This window comes from Micromonospora avicenniae (genome assembly GCF_900156065.1).
Lineage (GTDB): Bacteria > Actinomycetota > Actinomycetes > Mycobacteriales > Micromonosporaceae > Micromonospora > Micromonospora avicenniae.
On record NZ_FTNF01000004.1, the window covers coordinates 102,974 to 121,658 of the forward strand.

At 71.7% G+C, this 18,685-nt stretch carries 15 protein-coding genes; 9 read left to right on the forward strand and 6 right to left on the reverse strand.

Features of this window, described 5'->3' with window-relative positions; translation table 11 throughout:
* Position 1 precedes the first annotated feature (1 nt).
* Both BXA10_RS08480 and BXA10_RS08485 read left to right on the forward strand, forming a co-directional pair.
* Complete coding sequence (locus BXA10_RS08480) at positions 2 to 1,444, forward strand: hypothetical protein (protein ID WP_076469498.1); 1,443 nt, start codon at positions 2 to 4, stop codon at positions 1,442 to 1,444.
* Positions 1,441 to 1,995 (forward strand): hypothetical protein, encoded by a 555-nt coding sequence (locus BXA10_RS08485; protein WP_076469500.1) that lies wholly within the window; start codon positions 1,441 to 1,443, stop codon positions 1,993 to 1,995. The genes BXA10_RS08480 and BXA10_RS08485 overlap by 4 nt, the downstream gene beginning before the upstream one ends.
* Positions 1,996 to 2,010: 15 nt before the next feature.
* Here BXA10_RS08485 and BXA10_RS08490 read toward each other — a convergent pair whose 3' ends face one another.
* Together BXA10_RS08490 and BXA10_RS08495 are read right to left on the reverse strand one after the other, a co-directional pair.
* Entirely contained in the window at positions 2,011 to 3,603 is a 1,593-nt protein-coding gene (locus tag BXA10_RS08490) for a glycosyltransferase 87 family protein (protein WP_139337922.1), read from the reverse strand.
* A 130-nt stretch (positions 3,604 to 3,733) separates the two neighbouring features.
* Positions 3,734 to 4,198, reverse strand: a complete 465-nt coding sequence (locus BXA10_RS08495) for a carboxymuconolactone decarboxylase family protein (protein WP_217696740.1) — start codon at positions 4,196 to 4,198, stop codon at positions 3,734 to 3,736.
* 144 nt (positions 4,199 to 4,342) lie between these two features.
* Between BXA10_RS08495 and BXA10_RS08500 the strand changes: the two genes are divergently transcribed.
* Positions 4,343 to 5,224, forward strand: coding sequence for a sigma-70 family RNA polymerase sigma factor (locus BXA10_RS08500; protein WP_076469504.1), 882 nt, complete (start codon positions 4,343 to 4,345; stop codon positions 5,222 to 5,224).
* Between the two features lie 45 nt (positions 5,225 to 5,269).
* On the opposite strand, the gene BXA10_RS08505 is transcribed toward BXA10_RS08500, so the two are convergent.
* The 4 genes from BXA10_RS08505 to BXA10_RS08520 all read right to left on the reverse strand — a co-directional run bounded on the left by BXA10_RS08505 (position 5,270) and on the right by BXA10_RS08520 (position 11,591).
* Complete coding sequence (locus tag BXA10_RS08505; RefSeq protein ID WP_076469506.1) at positions 5,270 to 5,887, reverse strand: LutC/YkgG family protein; 618 nt, start codon at positions 5,885 to 5,887, stop codon at positions 5,270 to 5,272.
* Positions 5,869 to 7,299, reverse strand: a complete 1,431-nt coding sequence (locus BXA10_RS08510; protein ID WP_076469508.1) for a lactate utilization protein B — start codon at positions 7,297 to 7,299, stop codon at positions 5,869 to 5,871. Before BXA10_RS08510 ends, BXA10_RS08505 begins: the two co-directional genes overlap by 19 nt.
* Positions 7,296 to 8,069, reverse strand: a complete 774-nt coding sequence (locus BXA10_RS08515; RefSeq protein ID WP_076469940.1) for a (Fe-S)-binding protein — start codon at positions 8,067 to 8,069, stop codon at positions 7,296 to 7,298. Before BXA10_RS08515 ends, BXA10_RS08510 begins: the two co-directional genes overlap by 4 nt.
* A gap of 135 nt (positions 8,070 to 8,204) precedes the next feature.
* The gene (locus BXA10_RS08520; RefSeq protein ID WP_076469511.1) at positions 8,205 to 11,591 is read right to left on the reverse strand and encodes a glycosyl hydrolase family 95 catalytic domain-containing protein; all 3,387 of its coding nucleotides are present in this window, start codon (positions 11,589 to 11,591) and stop codon (positions 8,205 to 8,207) included.
* Positions 11,592 to 11,900: 309 nt separating this feature from the next.
* Between BXA10_RS08520 and BXA10_RS08525 the strand changes: the two genes are divergently transcribed.
* The 6 genes from BXA10_RS08525 to BXA10_RS08550 all read left to right on the forward strand — a co-directional run bounded on the left by BXA10_RS08525 (position 11,901) and on the right by BXA10_RS08550 (position 18,672).
* Positions 11,901 to 12,749 (forward strand): fumarylacetoacetate hydrolase family protein, encoded by an 849-nt coding sequence (locus BXA10_RS08525; protein ID WP_076469514.1) that lies wholly within the window; start codon positions 11,901 to 11,903, stop codon positions 12,747 to 12,749.
* Entirely contained in the window at positions 12,746 to 14,110 is a 1,365-nt protein-coding gene (locus BXA10_RS08530) for an L-fuconate dehydratase (RefSeq protein WP_084752369.1), read from the forward strand. Before BXA10_RS08525 ends, BXA10_RS08530 begins: the two co-directional genes overlap by 4 nt.
* Entirely contained in the window at positions 14,107 to 14,880 is a 774-nt protein-coding gene (locus tag BXA10_RS08535) for an SDR family NAD(P)-dependent oxidoreductase (protein ID WP_084752372.1), read from the forward strand. The genes BXA10_RS08530 and BXA10_RS08535 overlap by 4 nt, the downstream gene beginning before the upstream one ends.
* A 191-nt stretch (positions 14,881 to 15,071) precedes the next feature.
* Positions 15,072 to 16,121 carry a sugar ABC transporter substrate-binding protein gene (locus tag BXA10_RS08540; protein ID WP_084752375.1) on the forward strand — a complete coding sequence of 350 codons (1,050 nt, stop codon included), beginning with the start codon at positions 15,072 to 15,074 and terminating at the stop codon, positions 16,119 to 16,121.
* The gene (locus BXA10_RS08545) at positions 16,121 to 17,650 is read left to right on the forward strand and encodes a sugar ABC transporter ATP-binding protein (RefSeq protein ID WP_076469516.1); all 1,530 of its coding nucleotides are present in this window, start codon (positions 16,121 to 16,123) and stop codon (positions 17,648 to 17,650) included. The genes BXA10_RS08540 and BXA10_RS08545 overlap by 1 nt, the downstream gene beginning before the upstream one ends.
* On the forward strand, positions 17,647 to 18,672 hold the full coding sequence (locus BXA10_RS08550; RefSeq protein WP_076469518.1) for an ABC transporter permease: 1,026 nt from the start codon (positions 17,647 to 17,649) through the stop codon (positions 18,670 to 18,672). Before BXA10_RS08545 ends, BXA10_RS08550 begins: the two co-directional genes overlap by 4 nt.
* The last annotated feature ends 13 nt before the right edge of the window (positions 18,673 to 18,685 follow it).

Below are 18,685 nucleotides of genomic sequence, written 5' to 3' on the forward strand. Positions count from 1 at the left end.
GATGGAGAACTGGTCGGTCCTGGATCGGACCAGCGACCCGGCACCCGGGTCACCCGAACAGGTCCGGGCGCTCGCGGAGCGGCTGCGGCAGCAGGCCGAACTGGCCCGCCGACGGGGTGACCGGCTCCGCGCGGTGATAGCCGACCGGGCGCGGCTGCGGCTCTGGGGCGACTACGCGGAGCTGCTCGACGGGCGGCTCGATCCGCTGCCGAAAGAGGCCGCCGCGTTGAATGCCGCGTACGGCGATTGCGCGACGGCTCTGCTCGTCTACGCCCAGGAGTTGGATCAGCTCCGGATCGCGTCCCGGGCGGCCCTCCAACGCGGGATCCAGGCCCACGAACAGTACGTGAGCCTGCTGAGGGCATATGCGCAGCATGCGCCGGTGCCTGCGGGCGTCGGCGGCCAGGTCTGGCGAGGCCTCGACGAGGCCGTTGCCTTCCGGCAGTGTCAGGCTCTTCAGGAGCCGTTACGGCAGTACCTCCTGGGACTCGGTCGCAACGCGGGCATGTGTGAGTTCGAACGGAAGATGGCCCGCCACACGGCAACGCAGATCGAGTACCGCCACCGGGACGCCGCGAACCGGTGTGCCCGGGCGGTCCTCGCCGCGGCCCCTCGGCCCCTCGGCGGATCGGGGGGTTCCGTCGATCAGCCGCGCGGTGTGGGCGGCCCGAGTCAGCAGCTGCTCGACCGGCTACGCGCCGCGCTGCACGGCGACCCGGAAGCGCTGACCGCCTTCGACACGGTGGTCGAGTGGATCGGCGCCGAGGACGCGGCGAAGCGCCTCGAGAAGATCCACGCGGCTGGTCGGCTCCGGGAACGCACTCTCCAACTCGCAACGAGCTTCAAGGACAAGGCGCCGCCGACCGGAGAGCGACGCGACAACGTCGACGTCTGGCTCAGGAATGCGGAGACCCTCGGCCGGAAGATCGACGAACTCGAGCGACGGTTCCCGAAGGCCAACATCGACGGACTGAAGAAGGACTTCCGGGAGCTGCGCCGGGATCTGGACCAGATGGGGCGGGACGGCAGCAGGTACGACGAGAAGCGGGGCGCGCGCGTGCTGACCATGGAGTGGGAGGTGGACGTGGCGCTCGCGCACCCGGACGTCCGGGCTGTGTCCGTCTACGTCAAGGGCATCGGGGAGACCAGGCGTGAGATCGACGTCGTCGGCTTCCGCGACGGACGATTCGAGTGGATCGACGCCAAGCGAGAGCGTCTGATCCAACTGAACGACGTGGACAAGCACTGGGAGCAGCTACGGGGGCAGATGAGCGCGGCCGAGAACCCGGATCCCGGGTGGCCGGTCTTCGACAATCCACGCATCATTCTCTACCCCCGCAACGGAATAACCAGGGACGCGGCGGAGGAGTTGCAGAGTCGGGTCGGCCCGGGCGGACGCCGGACGACGGTGCTCGGGCCGTGGATCGACGGAGGCGACCGATGACCGAGTGGCGCGACGCCACCGCGTTCTACCTTGCCTCAGGTGCGGACGACGACGAGCAATGGCTGCGGGGCCTGTCGAGTCGTATCGACCTTCGTTCGGACAGGCTCGTCTTCGACGAGCACTCGTCGATGTTGAACTGCGAGTGGGCGGGGCTCGACTGCCGGGCACAGCTGACCAGCGGTCCGACCGGAACAACGCTGATCATCAGCTACTTCGCTCGCGATTTCCGTGAGCATGTCGCCGCCGAGTCCGAGCGCTGGCGCGACTTCTGCCGGCTCTTCGCGCGGGCCTGCCTCGAACTCGACCCCGCTGTCGCGGTAGCTCTCGGCACCATCTCCGACGACGTTCTGTCCGACGTCCGCGACTTCGACTCGCTGGTCGCGGAGGGGAACGCTGCCGGACTTCAGGATCGGTGGCACGCTCTGCTGTACCTCTCCCCCGCGCTGGCGCAGTCGGCGGAACCCTCCCGGGCCACGGCGCCACTCGCCCGCCTGCTACCCAACGGTGGACGCGTCAGCTGGGACTGGAGGTACGACGACTTCCCGGAATGATCGCCGCAGTCCTGGCTACCGGCCGAACGCGGCGGCGAGTTCGTCGTCGAAGGTGGCGATCGGGTGGCCGCCCGCGTCATAGGCGACCAACCACCCATGCACCATGGTCGCGGACCGGAACGAGAAGACCCGGGGGCCTGGGTAGGGCGACAGCAGCGGAATGACGCGCGGTGGACCGCCCGGGGCCGAGTGGTACTCCAGTCGGGCCACCTCCGCCGACACCACCCCGTTCACCCGCACCTTCGTCTTCTCGGCCCGGGTGCCGAAGGTGACCGGCCCGCCCGTGTCGTAGGACGCGCACTCGACGGCGCTTCGGCAGACGAAGAAGTAGCGCGGGTTCGCCACGTCGTCGAGCGCGTACGCCTTGAAGGTCGGGTCCGCGCCCGCCGGCAGCGGCTGCACGGCGAAGAACGCGACGGCCGTCGCGGCCGCGACCCCGGTGCGCAGCCAGGCCCGGCCGGTAATCCGCGAGCGTCTCGTCCGGGCCGCGACGACCGCCACCCCGCCGAAACCGGTGAGGCAGAGCGCCACGACACCGAGCGCGCGGGCGTTCTCGAGCAGGAACTGCACCCCCGGCCGCATCGAGACGGCGCTCAATGCGGCGCCCAGCGAAACCACCATCGTGGTCAGCAGCGCGACGCCGGCCGCCCTGCGGGCCACCCCCGTGGTCCCGATCAGCAGCATCGCGGCCAGCACCGGCCAGACCTGGTGATGCGTCCAGGAGACCGGCGACGCGGCGACGGTGGCGCACCCGACGAGCACCGCGGCGTGCCCCGGGCACCCCTGCGTTGCCAGCTGGCGGGCGCGCAGTAGCGCCACCGCGCAGACGACAGCCACCAGGCCGGCCCAGACCAGCGGCAGGGAACCCGCGTCGAGCCCGAGCCGCAGCAGCATCCCGTGCAGGGACTGGTTGCCCAGTGAGGCGAGATTGCCGATCCGACTGGTCTCCAGCACCGTCCCGGCCCAGTAGGTCCAGCTCTCCCCCGGCAGGACGGCGGCCGCGAGCCCGGCGCAGGCCAGGAACGTGGCCGCCGCGCGGGCCGCGTCCCGGTAACGCCCGGCGGCCAGGTAGTAGACCACGAACAGCAGCGGGGTGAGCTTGATCGCCGACGCCACGCCGACGAGCACTCCCCGCAGGCGCGGCGGAACGACCTCCATGCCGTCGAGCAGTGCCAGCAGCACGACGAAGATGCTGACCTGACCGAAACGCAGGTTGCTCTGCACCGGGGCGGAGAGCATCAGCGCGAGCGCCACGACAGCCACCGCCGCGTGCCGCCGCGACCGGCCGCGCGCCAACACCCTGCCCACCGGCACCGCGACGACGACGACCGCCGCGCAGGTCGCCAGCAGCCACCCGACCTGCACCACCGACTCGGGCACGAGCGTGATCGGCCAGAGCGCGAGGGCCGCGAACGGCGGGTAGGTGAAGGGGCCGCCGTTCTCCGCGACGTACCCGTACAGCGGGCGCCCGGCGCGCAGGTCGAGCAGCGCCCCGTAGTAGATGTGCAGATCGGAGAGTCGGTCCTCGCGCCGCAGGACGAGCGCGGCGGAGACCAGCGCGACGGCGGCGAACGCCGACCACAGAAGTACCACCCGTCGATCCCGCACGGATGCCAGCATAGGGTTCCGTGCCGGGACGTAGGCCCCGCGGACCGCCTGGGTCCGACCGGCCGACCCGGCTACGGACCGGGCGGGGTGACGGCCGCAGCCGCCGCCCGTCCCGGTCCGCGCCGTCGGGTCAGCCCCAGTTCTGCGGGGCCGGCTGGCGGGTGGCGGCGTTGATCCGGTTGAAGAAGTTGGTGGTGGCGATCCAGAGCACGATCGCCGCCAGTTCCTTCTCCCCGAAGTGCCGGGCGGCCTCCGCCCAGACGTCGTCCGGTACGGCGTCGGCCCGGTCGGCGAGGCGGGTGGCGGCCTCCGCGAGCGCGAGCGCGGCCCGCTCGGCCTCCGTGAAGTACGGCGTCTCGCGCCAGACGGCCACCGCGAACAGCCGCTCGTCGGTCTCCCCCGCCTTGCGCATCTCCCGGGCTCCCGAGTCGACGCAGGCGCTGCACCCGTTGATCTGGCTGGCTCGCAGGTGCACCAGTTCCAGGGTGCGCTGGGGCACGCCGGCCGAGTGGGCCGCCTTGTACAGCAGGTTGACGGCCTTCACCGCGTCCGGCAGCAGTCCGGCGGGGTTCGCGATACGCGGTTCGATGATCATCTTGTTCGTCCCTTCCTCTAGGCTGGCCGGGTGTCCACCGTGGCGCGACGTCCGGCCCGTTCACCGGTATGTCGACGGCCGGCCCGAGTCCGTGACAGATGTGGCTGCGGTCACATCGACGCCCGTGTGAAGAGGTGTGCAGACATGCGCGATGCGGACCTGTTGGCTCAGCGCTTCGAGGAGCACCGACCGCACTTGCGGGCGGTGGCCCACCGGATGCTCGGGTCCGACGCCGAGGCGGAGGACGCCGTCCAGGACACCTGGCTGCGGCTGACCCGGGCGGAGACGGACGGGATCGACAACCTTCCCGGCTGGCTGACGACCACGGTCGGCCGCGTCTGCCTGGACCGGTTGCGGTCTCGTACCGTCCGGGCCGAGCAGCCGTGGGACGACGGCGAACCGGCGACCGGTCCGACGGACGGCGAACCTGCCGACCCGGAGCGGGAGGCCGTTCGCACCGAGTCGGTCGGACGGGCACTGCTGGTCGTGCTGGACACTCTCGCGCCGACCGAGCGGTTCGTCTTCGTGCTGCACGACATGTTCGCGGTCTCCTTCGACGAGATCGCCTCCGTCGTCGACCGCAGCCCCGCCGCCGTACGGCAGATCGCCAGCCGGGCCCGCCGACGGGTACAGGCCGGCGGCCAGGTCCGGGAGACGGATCCGACGCGTCAGCGGCAGGTCGTCGAGGCGTTCCTCGCCGCGTCCCGCGAAGGCCGGTTCGACGATCTGGTCACCCTGCTGGACCCGCACGTGGTGCTGCGGGCGGATCCGGTGGCCGTCGGCATGGGGTCCGCCCCGCAGACCCGTGGCGCGGCCGCCGTCGCCGCGTTCTTCAACGGCCGGGCGCAGGCCGCGGTCCCCGCGTACGTGGATGCCGCGCCGGGCGCGCTCGTGGTGGTCGGTGGCCGGACCCGGATCGTGCTGACCTTCATCGTCACCGACCGGATCATCGGCATCGAAGCGGTGGCCGACCCGGAGCACATCGCGTCACTCGACTTCGTCACGGACGACCTGGCGCGGCGGTGACCGGGCGAGAAGCCACGGCAGGCCGGCAGGCGGCGGACGGCGGCGTCAGGGAGCCAGGAGGACGACGTGCAGGTTCCGGGGGCCGTGCACTCCCTCGACCCGGTTCAGTTCGATGTCGCTGGTGGCGGAGGGACCGCTGATCCAGGTCAACGGGCGACGCGGGTCGAGCCGGGCCACCGCGTCCGGCACCCCCGCGACCACCTGCTCGGCACGCAGCACGCAGAGGTGCACGTCGGGCAGGAGCGTGATGACCCGCCGGCCCTGGTCGGGGGCGCCGTCCAGGACGATCGTGCCGGTCTCGGCGACGGCCACGGCCGCGGCGGTGACCACCCCGTCGGTGGCGGCGATCTCTTCGGTGGTGAGGTTGTCGTCGGTCACCGCGGTGACCGAGGCGGGCAGCCACCGCCGGGGCAGCGCCGGCGGGATCACGATCCGGCGGCCGCCGAGGACGGCGTCGACGACCCCCGGCACCTCGGGCTCGGCGCACCGGTGCACGGTCGCCCGGTAGTCGGTGAGCCGGTCCACCAGCAGGTCAAGGTCGACGGTGGCGCCGGCCGGCCGGTAGTCGCGTGGCACCTCGGCCGGTTCGCGCGGCTGGGCGCCGCGGGCGGCACGCAGCCGGGCGAGGACCTCCTCCCGGCCGTTCACCGCTGCGCCCACCATTCGCGGAACGTCCGCGGTGGCGGCTGCGGCAGGTCACGGCCGATCGTCCACCCGGACAGCGGTGGCGGCAGGCCGCGACCGCGGCGGCCGGCGAGACGGCTGAGCCGGGCCGCCCGCTGCGCCGCCGCGTAGAGCGCCGGCCGGTCCATGACGTACGCGGCGGCGGCCATCGCCGCGGCCTCGGACCTCGGATGGGGTACCTGGTCACGCAGGTGCACCAGCAGCTCCGGAATGTTGATCTTCACGGGGCAGGCGTCGTAGCAGGCGCCGCAGAGCGTCGAGGCGTACGGCAGGGAGGCATTGTCCTCCACCCCGGTGAGCTGCGGCGACAGCACGGCACCGATCGGACCCGGATAGACCGACCCGTACGCGTGCCCGCCGGTCCGCTCGTAGACCGGGCAGACGTTGAGGCAGGCGGAGCAGCGGATGCAGTGCAAGGCCTGCCGGCCCACCTCGTCGGCCAGCACGGCGCTGCGCCCGTTGTCGAGCAGGACCAGGTGGAACGCCTGCGGTCCGTCGCCGGGCGTCACACCGGTCCACATCGACGTGTAGGGGTTCATCCGCTCCCCGGTGGACGCGCGGGGCAGCAGTTGCAGGAAGACCTCCAGGTCACGCCACGTCGGCACGACCTTCTCGACGCCCATCACGGTGATCAGCGTCTCGGGCAGGGTCAGGCACATCCGTCCGTTGCCCTCGGACTCGACGACGGCGAGGGTGCCGGTCTCCGCCACGGCGAAGTTGACGCCGGAGACGGCGACCCGCGTGGCCAGGAACGTCTCGCGCAGGAAGCGGCGCGCGGCGGCGGCGAGGGCGGGCGGGTCGTCGGTGAGCGACGGGTCGACGCCCGGCATGGCGCGCAGGAAGATCTCGCGGATCTCGGCCCGGTTCCGGTGGATCGCCGGGACCAGGATGTGGCTCGGCCGGTCCTCGCCGAGTTGCACGATCAGCTCGGCGAGGTCGGTCTCCACCGCCGCGATGCCGGCCGCCTCGAGCGCCTCGTTGAGGCCGATCTCCTGGGTCGCCATCGACTTGACCTTGATGACCCGATCGCTGCCGGTCGCGGCGACCAGGTCGGTGACTATCCGGTTCGCCTCCACCGCGTCGGCCGCCCAGTGCACGGTGCCGCCGGCTGCGGTGACCGCCGCCTCCAGTTGTTCGAGCAGCTCCGGCAGGCGGGCCAGCACGTCCGCCTTGATCGCCGAGCCGGCCGCGCGCAGGGCCTGCCAGTCCGGCAGCTCACCGATGACCGCGCCGGACTTGGCGCGGATGGTGGTGGTGGCGTGTCCCAGGTTGCGCCGCAGCTGCGGGTCGGCGAGGCCACGCCGGGCGGCGGCCGGGAAGGGCTCCTCACCACGCAGGTGACCGACTCCGCGGGGCGCGGTCGCCGGCATGCCGAGGAAGGTGCGGCTCATGCCCGCACCGCCGTGCGGCCGGTCCGGCCGGTGGTGCCGTCGCGCTCGGTCGCGGCGAGGATCTCCGCCAGATGCACCGTGCGTACGCCGGTGCGCAGCCGGGACAGCCCGCCGCCGATGTGCATGAGGCAGGAGGCGTCACCGGCCGTGCAGACGTCGGCGCCGGTGGACAGGACGTGGCGCAGCTTGTCCGCGAGCATGGCGGTGGAGGTGTCGGCGTTCTTCACGGCGAAGGTGCCGCCGAAACCGCAGCACTGCTCGGCCTGCGGCAGCTCCACGAGGTCGAGGCCACGCACCTCCCGCAGCAGCCGCAGTGGCCGGTCCGCCACGCGCAGCATCCGCAGCGAGTGGCATGTCGGGTGGTACGTCACCCGGTGCGGATAGTAGGCGCCCACATCGGTCACCCCGAGCACGTCCACCAGGAACTCCGACAGCTCGTAGGTGCGTCCCGCCACCGCCTCGGCGCGCTCGGCGAGCCGCTCGTCACCGGCCCCGCGGGCCACCGCGGGGTGCTGGTGCCGTACCGAGCCGACGCACGAGCCGGACGGGGCGACCACCACGTCGTACGGCTCGAAGGTGCGCACGTGGCGGCGTACCAGCGGCAGGGCCTGCGCCGAATAGCCGGTGTTGACGTGCATCTGCCCGCAGCAGGTCTGCTCGGGCGGGAAGACCACCTGGTGGCCGAGCCGTTCCAGCAGCCGCACGGTCGCCTCGGCCGCGGCCGGGAAGAGTGTGTCCGCCAGGCACGTCACGAAGAGCGCGATCCGCATCGTCACCCGCCTCTCGGGTTCGGGCCGGCCCGACGCGCACCGGCCGCGGTTATTCGATCAGTTCGGCCACCTTCACGCAACGGTCGGACCGGGGGCCGGCCAGGACGGCTGCCGGCGTCCCGGCGGGCGGCGGAGTCAGCCGAAGGCACGGCTCTGCCACGTGCTGACCGCATCGGCTGGGAGCGCCTCGGGCAGGATGGCCATCCGGTCCACCTCGCCGGTGAGCCGCTGCCCGCCGCCCTGATCGGCGGCGAAACGCAGCTCCCGGGTGGCGCAGCCGACGATGCCGCCGTCCGGGACCTTGGCCGTGCCGGCCTGTCGACCGTCGAGGTAGACGGTGACGGAGCCGGCGTCGTCCATGGTGACCACCAGGTCGACGTACCGGCCGAGGGGCACGGTGGCGTTGGTGGTGACGCCGGTGCCGGAGCCGATGAACCGCACCTGGTTGGCAGGGGTCAGGTCGATCAGCACCCCGTCGGTGCCCGGATCGCCGCTGGGCTGGAAGTCGAACAGGCGCCGGTAGCTGCCGCTCGTGGTCACCTTGACCTCGGCGGCGAAGGTGGCGGTCTCCAGGAAGCCCAGCGTGGTGGGGGCGGTCCGCAGGTAGCGGGCGCCGTCCAGGGCCAGCGCGGTGCCGGTCGGCCCGTCGGCGACGTACGCCGCACCGGTCTGCACCGTGGCCGTGCGTCTGTTCGGCGACCGGTCGGCGATGGTGTCGCCGCTCTCCGGATCCCAGGCGACGAGCGGCCGGCCCGGGTCCGGCCGGGCGCACGGCGGCGGTACGGGCAGGGCGATGGCCGTCCACGCGGATGCCCGCCACCTGTCGTTGACCAACCGCGCCTCGATCCGGTTCCTGCCGGGCGCGGCGTCCCGGGTCGGGGTGACGGTGAACCGGTAGACCTGGGAGTCGCCGGAGCGCAGGCGCGGCACCTCGAACCGGGCGGGACGCACGTTCCATCCGGTCGGCAGGGCCGGCGTCAGCCGGGACGGCGGCAGGTTCTGCGCGGCGTCGACCGTCACCGAGACCGTCCCCGGCTGGTCGGCTTCGAGCATCGCCGGGGCGTCGATGGTGAAGCGGACTCCGGCGGTGGCGACGTAGCGGTGCCCGGCCTTGGCCGCGAACGTGAGCCGTTCGCCGCGGGCCTCGGCGTCGACCCGCTTGCCGGTCGTGGCGTCCACCATCCGAAACGGCCCGGCGAAGAGCGGGCTGCGCAGCTGCACCTCCCCGGTCCGCCCGGCGGTCACCGCGATCTCGGTCGCGGCACCGGCCGACCACGTCGTGTCGACGGTGAGGTCGCCGCGGGCGCGCAGCCCGCTGATCGAGCCGTCCTGCCAGGCGCTGGGCAGCGCCGGGAGGACGTGAACCTCGCCGCTCTGGCTCTGCAGCAGCATCTCCGCGACGCCGGAGGTGGCACCGAAGTTGCCGTCGATCTGGAACGGCGGGTGGGTGTCCCACAGGTTGGCGAGGGTGCTCTGCCGTAGCTGCTCGGTGAGCATCTTGTGCGCGTGGTCGCCGTCGAGCAGCCGGGCCCAGAAATTGATCTTCCAGGCCTTGCTCCAGCCGGTGCCGCCGTCGCCGCGCGCGGTGAGCGAGACCCGGGCCGCGTCGGCCAGCTCCGGGTCGTCCAGCGCCGAGATCTCGGCGCCGGGGTGCAGGGCGAACAGGTGCGAGACGTGCCGGTGCTCGTTCCCGGGGTCGTCCAGGTCCTCCTTCCACTCCTGCAACTGCCCCCACGAGCCGACCCGGATGCCCGGGTCGAGGTTGGCCAGCGCGGCTCGCAGCTCCTTGCGGAAGGCGTTGTCGCCGCCAACGATTCCGGCGGCCTCGACCGTGTTGGTGAACAGGTCCCAGACGATCTGCTGCGACATCGATGCGCCCGCGGTGAAGTCGCCCTGCTCCGGTGAGTAGCTCGGTGAGACGACGAGCTTGCCGTCGCGTGGGTCGACGACAAGCTCGTCGAGCCAGAACTGCGCCAGCTGCTTCATCACCGGATACGCGCGGTCGGACAGGAACCGCTGGTCCCGGGTGAACTGGTAGTGCTGCCAGTAGTGCTGGGCGAGCCACGCCCCGGCCTCCGGGAACCAGAACGAGGAGGCCCAGTTGTGCAGCCCGGTGAACCCGTAGATGTTGGTCTCGTTGTTCACCACCCAGCCGCGGTTCCCGTAGATCTCCCGGGCGGTCACCTGGCCCGGTGGGACCATCGAGTCGACGTAGTCGAACAGCGGCGCGGTGGTCTCCGAGAGGTTGGTGAGCTCGGCCGGCCAGTAGTTCATCTGCAGGTTGATGTTGACGTGGTAGTCGGCGTCCCAGGGTGGGTTGGTGGAATTGTTCCAGACTCCCTGGAGGTTCGCCGGCAGCGAGCCGGCCCGTGACGACGCGATCAGCAGGTAGCGGCCGTACTGGAAGAAGAGCGCCTCCAACGCGCGGTCGGCCGGGGCGGCGCCGCCGGTGTAGGCGCGCAGCAGTTCGTCGGTCGGCACGTCCGGCATCGCCTGGCCGATGTCCAACCGGACCCGGTCGAACAGGGCACGATGGTCGGCGGCGTGCGCGGCGAGCAGATCGGCGTACGTCCTGCGCGCCGCCGCGTCCGCGGTGGCGGTGACCGCCGCGTGGGGGTCGGCGCCCCGGTAGCTCGGGTAGCGGGACGCGTAGTCGGTGCCGGCGGCCAGGACCAGCGTGGCCGCGTCGGCCTCCCGTACGGTGACCGTGCCGTCGGTGCCGTCGGTCACGGCGCCACCCTCCGCGGTCACCTGGATCTGGGACTCGTACCGGAGCTTGTTGTCGTTGAGCGCGCCGGCGAACGTGATGCGTCCGCCGCTGGCGGTGATCGCCTTGGACCGGTTGCCGGGCGCGGTGACACCGGCGGTGAAGCCGATCCGGCCCGGCTGGTCGGCGGTGAGTCGGACCACCAGGACCTTGTCGGGGTGGCTGGCGAAGTACTCCCGGGTGTACCGCACCCCGTCGTCGAGGTAGGACACCTTCGCCACGGCCCGGCCGATGTCGAGCTCGCGGCGGTACTCCTGGACCGGGCCCGGGTCCTCGGCGAGCCGCAACGACAGCTCCCCGAAGGTGTTGTACGAGCCGAACCCGCTCTTGGGCTGGCCGAGCCGGCTCGCCACCTCCTCCGGAGCCAGCCGGCCCCGTTCGTTGATCAGTCGCTGGACCTCTTCGATGGCGCCCGGGCGCGGGGAGGTCCAGTTGCCGAAGTTGTAGCCGGCGGCCGAGCCCGGTCCGCCGGTCCACAGCGTCTTCTCGTTGAACTGGACTGTCTCGTCGGCGACCCGGCCGAAGATCATGCCGCCGAGCGCGCCGTTGCCGATTGGCAGCGCCTGGGTTTCCCAGTCGGCGGCCGGTTCGTCGTACCACAGGGTGAGCGGGTCGGCGGTGGCGCTGGTGGGGGTGGCAGCCGTGGCAGCGGCCGAAGGCGGTGCGGACCAGACGGGAAGCGTCGCGACCAGCACGGCCACCAGAAGGATCGCTGCCGAGCGCGGCGGGTGTCGCCACCGGGAGAGGTCGTCCATGGGTGTCTCCGGATCGTCCGAGGGCCGGGATGGACTTTGGCGGGCTGCGCTGCCAAGGGCCGAGCATCGCGGCACCTCGGATGTCTCAGCTCGAGGCTACAAAGGATGCCGCGCCACAACAAGAACTCATCTTCATCGATCTATCGTCTGGCGGCGTTGCACAACCTCGCTGACAACAGGAGCACGCACGCCCGCTCAGCGCTGTCGATGCGACTTTCGTCTATCGTTTGGTCTTGTGGAGCACCATGGGTCGCTGATAGACATCGGATGTATTGCTGGGCAACTGCGACACAGTCCTGGGAGCGACGCGTGAGGTTGTTGCGGGTGGGTGCGCCGGGCCGGGAAACTCCGGCGCTACTGGACGAGACCGGACGGTTACGCGACCTGCGCGGGGTGGTCGACGACCTCGACGCCGCCTTCCTGGCGGCCGGTGGACTCTCCCGGCTCGCCGCGGTCCCGGTGGACGAGCTGCCGGTGCTCGACAGCGCCGGCTTACGCGTGGGGCCGCCACTGCGTCCCGGAAAGATCGTCTGTATCGGCCTGAACTACCGGGACCACGCCGCCGAGACGGGCCTCCCGCTGCCCGTCGAACCGGTGGTCTTCCTGAAGGCGCCCGACACGGTCGTCGGCCCCGACGATGCCGTGCTGATCCCCCGAGGCAGCACGAAGACCGACTGGGAGGTCGAGCTCGCGGTGGTCATCGGCCGACCGGCCCGCTACCTGGCCACCGCCGAGGAGGCGCTGACCTGCGTGGCCGGGTACGCCGTCGCGAACGACGTGTCCGAGCGGGAGTTCCAGCACGAACGCGGCGGCCAGTGGGACAAGGGCAAGTCCTGCGAGACCTTCAACCCGTTCGGCCCCTGGCTGGTGACCGCCGACGAGATCCCGGACCCGCAGGACCTCCGGCTCCGACTCAGGGTCAACGGCGTGACCCGGCAGGACGGCACCACGAAAAACATGGTCTTCCCGGTGGCGGAGATCGTGCGCTACCTGAGCTGGTTCATGGTGCTGCACCCGGGTGACGTGATCAACACCGGCACACCCGCCGGGGTGGCTATGGGCCAGCCGGACCCGAAGCCGTATCTGACGGCGGGCGACGTCGTCGAGGTCGAGATCGACGGCCTGGGCCGGCAGCGTCAGGTGGTGGCGCAGGCATGATCTTCACCGAGCTGGAGATCTCCGACGTCCGCTTCCCGACCTCGCGGTCGCTGGACGGCTCCGACGCCATGAACCCCGATCCGGACTACTCCGCCGCGTACGTGGTGCTGCGCACCGACGTCGGGGACGGCCACGAGGGGCACGGGTTCGCGTTCACGATCGGACGCGGGAACGACGTCCAGGCGGCTGCCATCGCGTCGCTGCGCCCCTACGTGGTGGGCCGGCCGGTGGCCACGGTCCTCGCCGACCTGGGCGGGTTCTGGCGGGAACTCGTACACGATTCGCAGCTGCGGTGGCTGGGCCCGGAGAAGGGCGTCATGCACATGGCGATCGCGGCGGTCGTCAACGCGCTCTGGGACCTGCGGGCCAAGCGGGAGGGCCTGCCAGTGTGGCGCCTGCTGAGCCGGCTGAGCCCGGAGGAACTCGTCGACCTCGTCGACTTCCGCTACCTCGACGACGCCCTGACCCGCGAGGAGGCGCTGCAGCTCCTGCGGGCGGCGCAGCCCGGCCGGGCCGAGCGCGAGGAACACCTGTTGCGAGCCGGCTATCCCGCGTACACCACCTCACCGGGCTGGCTCGGCTACGACGACGAGAAGCTGCGCCGGCTCTGCAAGGAGGCGGTCGCCGACGGCTTCGGCCAGATCAAGCTGAAGGTCGGCGCGGACCTGGCCGACGACGTCCGGCGGATGACCATCGCCCGGCAGGCCTGCGGGCCGGACTTCCCGATCGCGGTCGACGCCAACCAGCGGTGGGACGTGCCCACGGCAATCAGGTGGATGCGCGAGCTGGCACGCTTCGACCCGCACTGGATCGAGGAGCCGACCAGCCCCGACGACCTGCTCGGCCACGCCACGATCGCCCGGGAGCTGGCACCGATGCGGGTCGCCACCGGCGAGCACGTCGCCAACCGGGTGGTCTTCAAGCAACTACTCCAGCTCGACGCGATCTCGTACCTGCAGATCGACGCGACCCGCGTCGCCGGGGTCAACGAGAACGTCGCGATCCTGCTGCTGGCGGCGAAGTTCGGCGTACCGGTCTGCCCGCACGCCGGCGGGGTGGGTCTCTGCGAGCTGGTGCAGCACCTGGCGATGTTCGACTACGTGGCGGTCTCCGGCGAGATGACCGACCGGGTCATCGAGTACGTCGACCACCTGCACGAGCACTTCGTCGACCCGGTGGTGATCCGCGACGGCCGGTACGTCGCGCCCGTTGCGCCCGGGTTCAGCACGACGATCCGGCCCCGGACGCTGGCCGAGTACGCGTACCCGCACGGCCGCGTCTGGTCGGGGGCCGCCCCGGCCGAGGAGGCGGTCGGAGGAACCCCGGAGCCGGGACGACCCGGACCGGAGATGGCATCGTGAGCGGCCTCCGTGACGAGTTCGCCGGCCTGGCGGCGCTGGTGACAGGCGGGGCGTCGGGCATCGGCCTGGCCACCGCGACCCTGCTCGCCGAGCGTGGCGCCCGGGTGGCGTGCCTCGACCTGAACCCGGAGGGCGTGCCCGAGCCGCTGCTCGGGCTCGCCGCCGACGTGACCGATGACGAGAGCGTACGGGCGGCTGTCGCCGCCGCGGCGGACGCGCTGGGTGGCATCGACGTGCTGGTCAACAACGCCGGGATCGGCGCGCGCGGCAGCGTCGAGGACAACTCCGACGAGGAGTGGCACCGGGTGCTCGACGTCAACGTGGTCGGGATCGCGCGGGTGACCCGGGCGGCGCTGCCCCACCTGCGTGCCTCGGCACACGCGGCGATCGTCAACACCTGCTCCATCGCCGCCTCGGCCGGCCTGCCGCAGCGGGCACTCTACAGCGCCAGCAAGGGCGCCGTGCAGGCGCTCACTCTCGCCATGGCGGCCGACCACATCCGGGAGGGCATCCGGGTGAACTGTGTGAGCCCCGGAACTGTCGACACGCCCTGGGTGCGCCGGCTGCTCGACGCCGCGGCGGATCCACCGGCGGAACTCGCCGCGCTACGGGCCCGCCAGCCCACGGGCCGCCTCGTCCGGGCGGAGGAGGTGGCCGCCGCGATCGCCTACCTGGCGGGTCCGCTCGCCGCGGCGACCACCGGCAGCGTGCTCGCCGTGGACGGCGGGATGCACGGGCTGCGGCTGCGTCCCGATCCGCCGCCCCGCTGACGACGTGGGCGGTCGCCGTGCTCCCGGAACATCCGATGTACGTCGTACGACCAGTGCCGGACCTGCTCCGCAAGCGTCCGCATCGCCCCTTGCCGGGCATGGACATTCATTGATAGGCATCGGAGGTATGAACTGCCCGCGTCCGGCTGCCACCGAGAACCCCACCGCATCCACACCGTTGGAGGACCACCGTGAGACATGCCGCCAAGACCCCGATCGGACTAGCGCTGGCCGCGGTCCTCGCCCTCGGCACCGTCGCCTGTGGTGACTCGTCGTCGGGTGGTGCGGGCGGCCAGAGCGGGTCCGGCCCGCAGATCGGTATCGACCTGCCCCGCGCCGACTCCGACTTCTGGAACTCCTACACCAAGTACGTCCCGAAGTTCGCCGACGAGTACGACATCAACCTGATGTCGCCGACCAACTCGCAGAACGACGTCTCGAAGCTCGTCGCGAACGTGCAGGCGATGGTCAGCCAGGGTGCGAAGGCGATCGTGATGGCCCCGCAGGACACCGGTGCGATCGCCTCCACCCTGGGCAACCTGGAGTCCCGCAAGATCCCGGTGGTCTCGGTCGACACCCGTCCCGACAAGGGCAAGGTCTTCATGGTGGTGCGCGCCGACAATCGCGCGTACGGGCAGAAGGCCTGCGAGTTCCTCGGCGAGAAGCTCGGCGGCAAGGGCAAGGTGATCGAGTTCCAGGGCTCGCTCTCCTCGATCAACGGGCGGGACCGCTCGGAGGCGTTCGCGGAGTGCATGAAGACGAAGTTCCCCGGGATCACGATCTTCGAGGAGCCGACCGAGTGGGAGGGGGCCAAGGCCGCGGCCGCACTGCAGACCCGCCTCGCCCAGCACCCCGACATCAACGGCGTCTACATGCAGGCGGGCGGGGTGTTCCTGGCCCCGACGCTGCAGGTGCTCCGGTCGAAGAACCTGCTGGTCCCGCCGACCGACCCGAAGCACATCTTCATCGTCTCCAACGACGGGATCCCCCAGGAGTTCGAGGCGATCCGCAAGGGCGAGATCGACGCCACGGTCTCCCAGCCCGCCGACCTCTACGCCAAGTGGGCGCTCTACTACGCCAAGGCCGCAGCCGAGGGCAAGACCTTCCAGGCCGGTCCGACCGACCACGACAGCACGATCATCGACATCGACAACGGCCTGGAGGACCAGCTCGCCGCGCCGCTGGTCACCAAGGAGAACGTCGACGACCCGGCGCTCTGGGGAAACCAGATAGGCAAGTGATGACCAGTCACGAGCAGACCGCGGGCACCGCGGCCGGGCCCCCGGCCGCGCAGGCACGCGATGTGTCGAAACGGTACGGGGCGACCGTGGCGCTGCACTCCGCCGGCATCGCCGTCCAGGCAGGTGAGACCCACGCGCTGGTCGGCCGCAACGGCGCCGGGAAGTCGACCCTGGTGTCGATCCTGACCGGGCTCCAGCGGCCGGACAGCGGCGAGATCCGGTTCGACGGCGTTCCGGCGCCGTCGCTCGCCGACCGGGACGCCTGGCGGCAGCGCGTCGCCTGCGTCTACCAGAAGTCCACGATCATTCCCACGCTGACCGTCGCGGAGAACCTCTTCCTCAACCGGCAGGCCGGCCGTGGCGTCATCGACTGGCGCGGGCTGCGACGCCGCGCCGCGGACCTGCTGGCCGGCTACGGGGTCGACGTCGACCCGGCCGCGCTCGCCGGCGCGCTCACCGTCGAGCAGCGGCAACTCGTCGAGATCGCCCGGGCGCTCTCGTTCGGCGCCCGGTTCATCGTCCTCGACGAGCCGACCGCGCAGCTCGATGCCGCCGCCATCGACCGGCTCTTCGACCGGATGCGCGAACTCCAGTCGACCGGGGTGACCTTCCTGTTCATCTCGCACCACCTCCAGGAGGTGTACGAGGTCTGCCAGCGGGTCACCGTGCTGCGCGACGCGCGGCACATCCTCACCGAGCCCGTCGACGCGCTCTCCCGCGACGAACTGGTCACGGCGATGACCGGCGAGACGGGCCGGGCGCTCGCGGCAGGCGGTACGCGGCCACCGGTACCGGCCACGGCACCCGTCGTCCTCGACGTACGCGGCCTGCGGCTCGCCGGGCACTACGAGGGCGTGGACCTCACGGTGCGCGCCGGCGAGCTGGTCGGGCTCATCGGTTCGGGCAGCAGCGGCAAGGTGGCCCTCGCCGAGACGATCGCCGGGCTGCGCCGGGCCGACGCCGGAACGGTGACCATCGCCGGCAACGCCCCGAAGCCGGGCCGGGTGCCCGCCGCACTCGCCGCCGGGCTCGGCTACCTGCCGCAGGACAGGCACCGGGAGGGCCTCGTGCCGTTGCTGTCGGTGGCCGAGAACGCCACGATGCCGATCGCCGGCCGCCTCGGCCCCGCCGGGATCATCGCCCCCGCACGGCAGCAGGCCACCGCCGAGCGGATGATCCGGAGGTACGACATCAAGACCGACGGGCCGCACCAGCCGGTCAGCGACCTCTCCGGCGGCAATGCCCAGAAGGTCGTTCTGGCCCGCGCGCTCGCCAACGACCCGAAGGCGCTGGTGTTGGTGAGCCCCACCGCCGGCGTGGACGTCCGGTCCAAGGCGTCCCTGCTCAGCGCCGTCGACGAGGCCGCGGCCGGAGGCGCCGGCGTGCTGGTGGTCTCCGACGAACTGGACGACCTGCGCTCGTGCGAACGGGTGCTGGTCATGTTCCACGGACGGGTGATCCGGGACGTGCCCCGGGGTTGGACGGACGCCGACCTGGTGTCCGCAGTGGAGGGAATGGAGCAGCCGTGACCGGCACCGAGACGATCGCCAAGCCACCGAGGACCGGCGGCACCCGGCCGGGTGGCGGTCGGTTACCCCTGGCCCGGCTCCGGGACTTCGCGCTCGTTCCCGCGATCCTCCTGCTCGTCGTGGTGGGCGCGCTCATCGACCCGGTGTTCCTCAGCGCGGCCAACATCACCAACGTGCTGCAACAGCAGACCGAGCTGGCACTGCTGGTGCTCGCCGAAGCGATCATCCTCATCGCCGGGAAGTTCGACCTCTCGCTGGAGTCGACCATCGGGCTGGCACCGGCGCTGGCCGTCGCGCTGGTCATCCCGGCGGCAAGCAACGGGCTCGGCACCGAGCTTCCGGCCGGCCTGGCCATCGGCCTCTGCCTGCTCACCGGGTTGGCGATCGGGGCGTTCAACGGGCTGCTGATCCTGCGGTTCAAGCTCTCCGCGTTCATCGTCACGCTGGGCATGCTGATCGTGTTGCGTGGCCTGCAGATCGGGATCACCGGTGGGCAGAACCTGTTCGACATCCCACCCTCGGTGCTCTACCTGGGCAGCGCGGTGTGGCTCGGCGTACCGGCCTCCATCTGGATCAGCGGCAGCCTCTTCGTGCTGGGCATCGTCGCGCTCGGCTACTTCCGGCACGGCCGGTCCGTCTACGCGATCGGCGGGAACACCGACGCGGCCCGGGCTGCCGGTATCCGCACCGACCGGGTGGTCTGGGTGGTCCTGATGATCGGTGGCCTGCTCGCCGCGCTCGCCGGCCTGCTGATGACCGGTCGCCTGGGTTCCGTCGCAGCGGCGCAGGGCGACGGCATGATCTTCACCGTCTTCGCGGCGGCGGTCATCGGCGGGATCAGCCTCGACGGCGGCAAGGGAACCCTCTTCGGCGCGCTCTGTGGCGTCGTCGTCCTCGGCCTGATCAACAACATCCTGACCCTCGCCGGGGTCTCCGCCCAGTGGATCCAGGCCATCTACGGCGCCATCATCCTGGTCGCGCTGATCCTGGCCCGGCTCACCTCCGGCAAGGCCCAGGACTGATCACCCCGGCCGC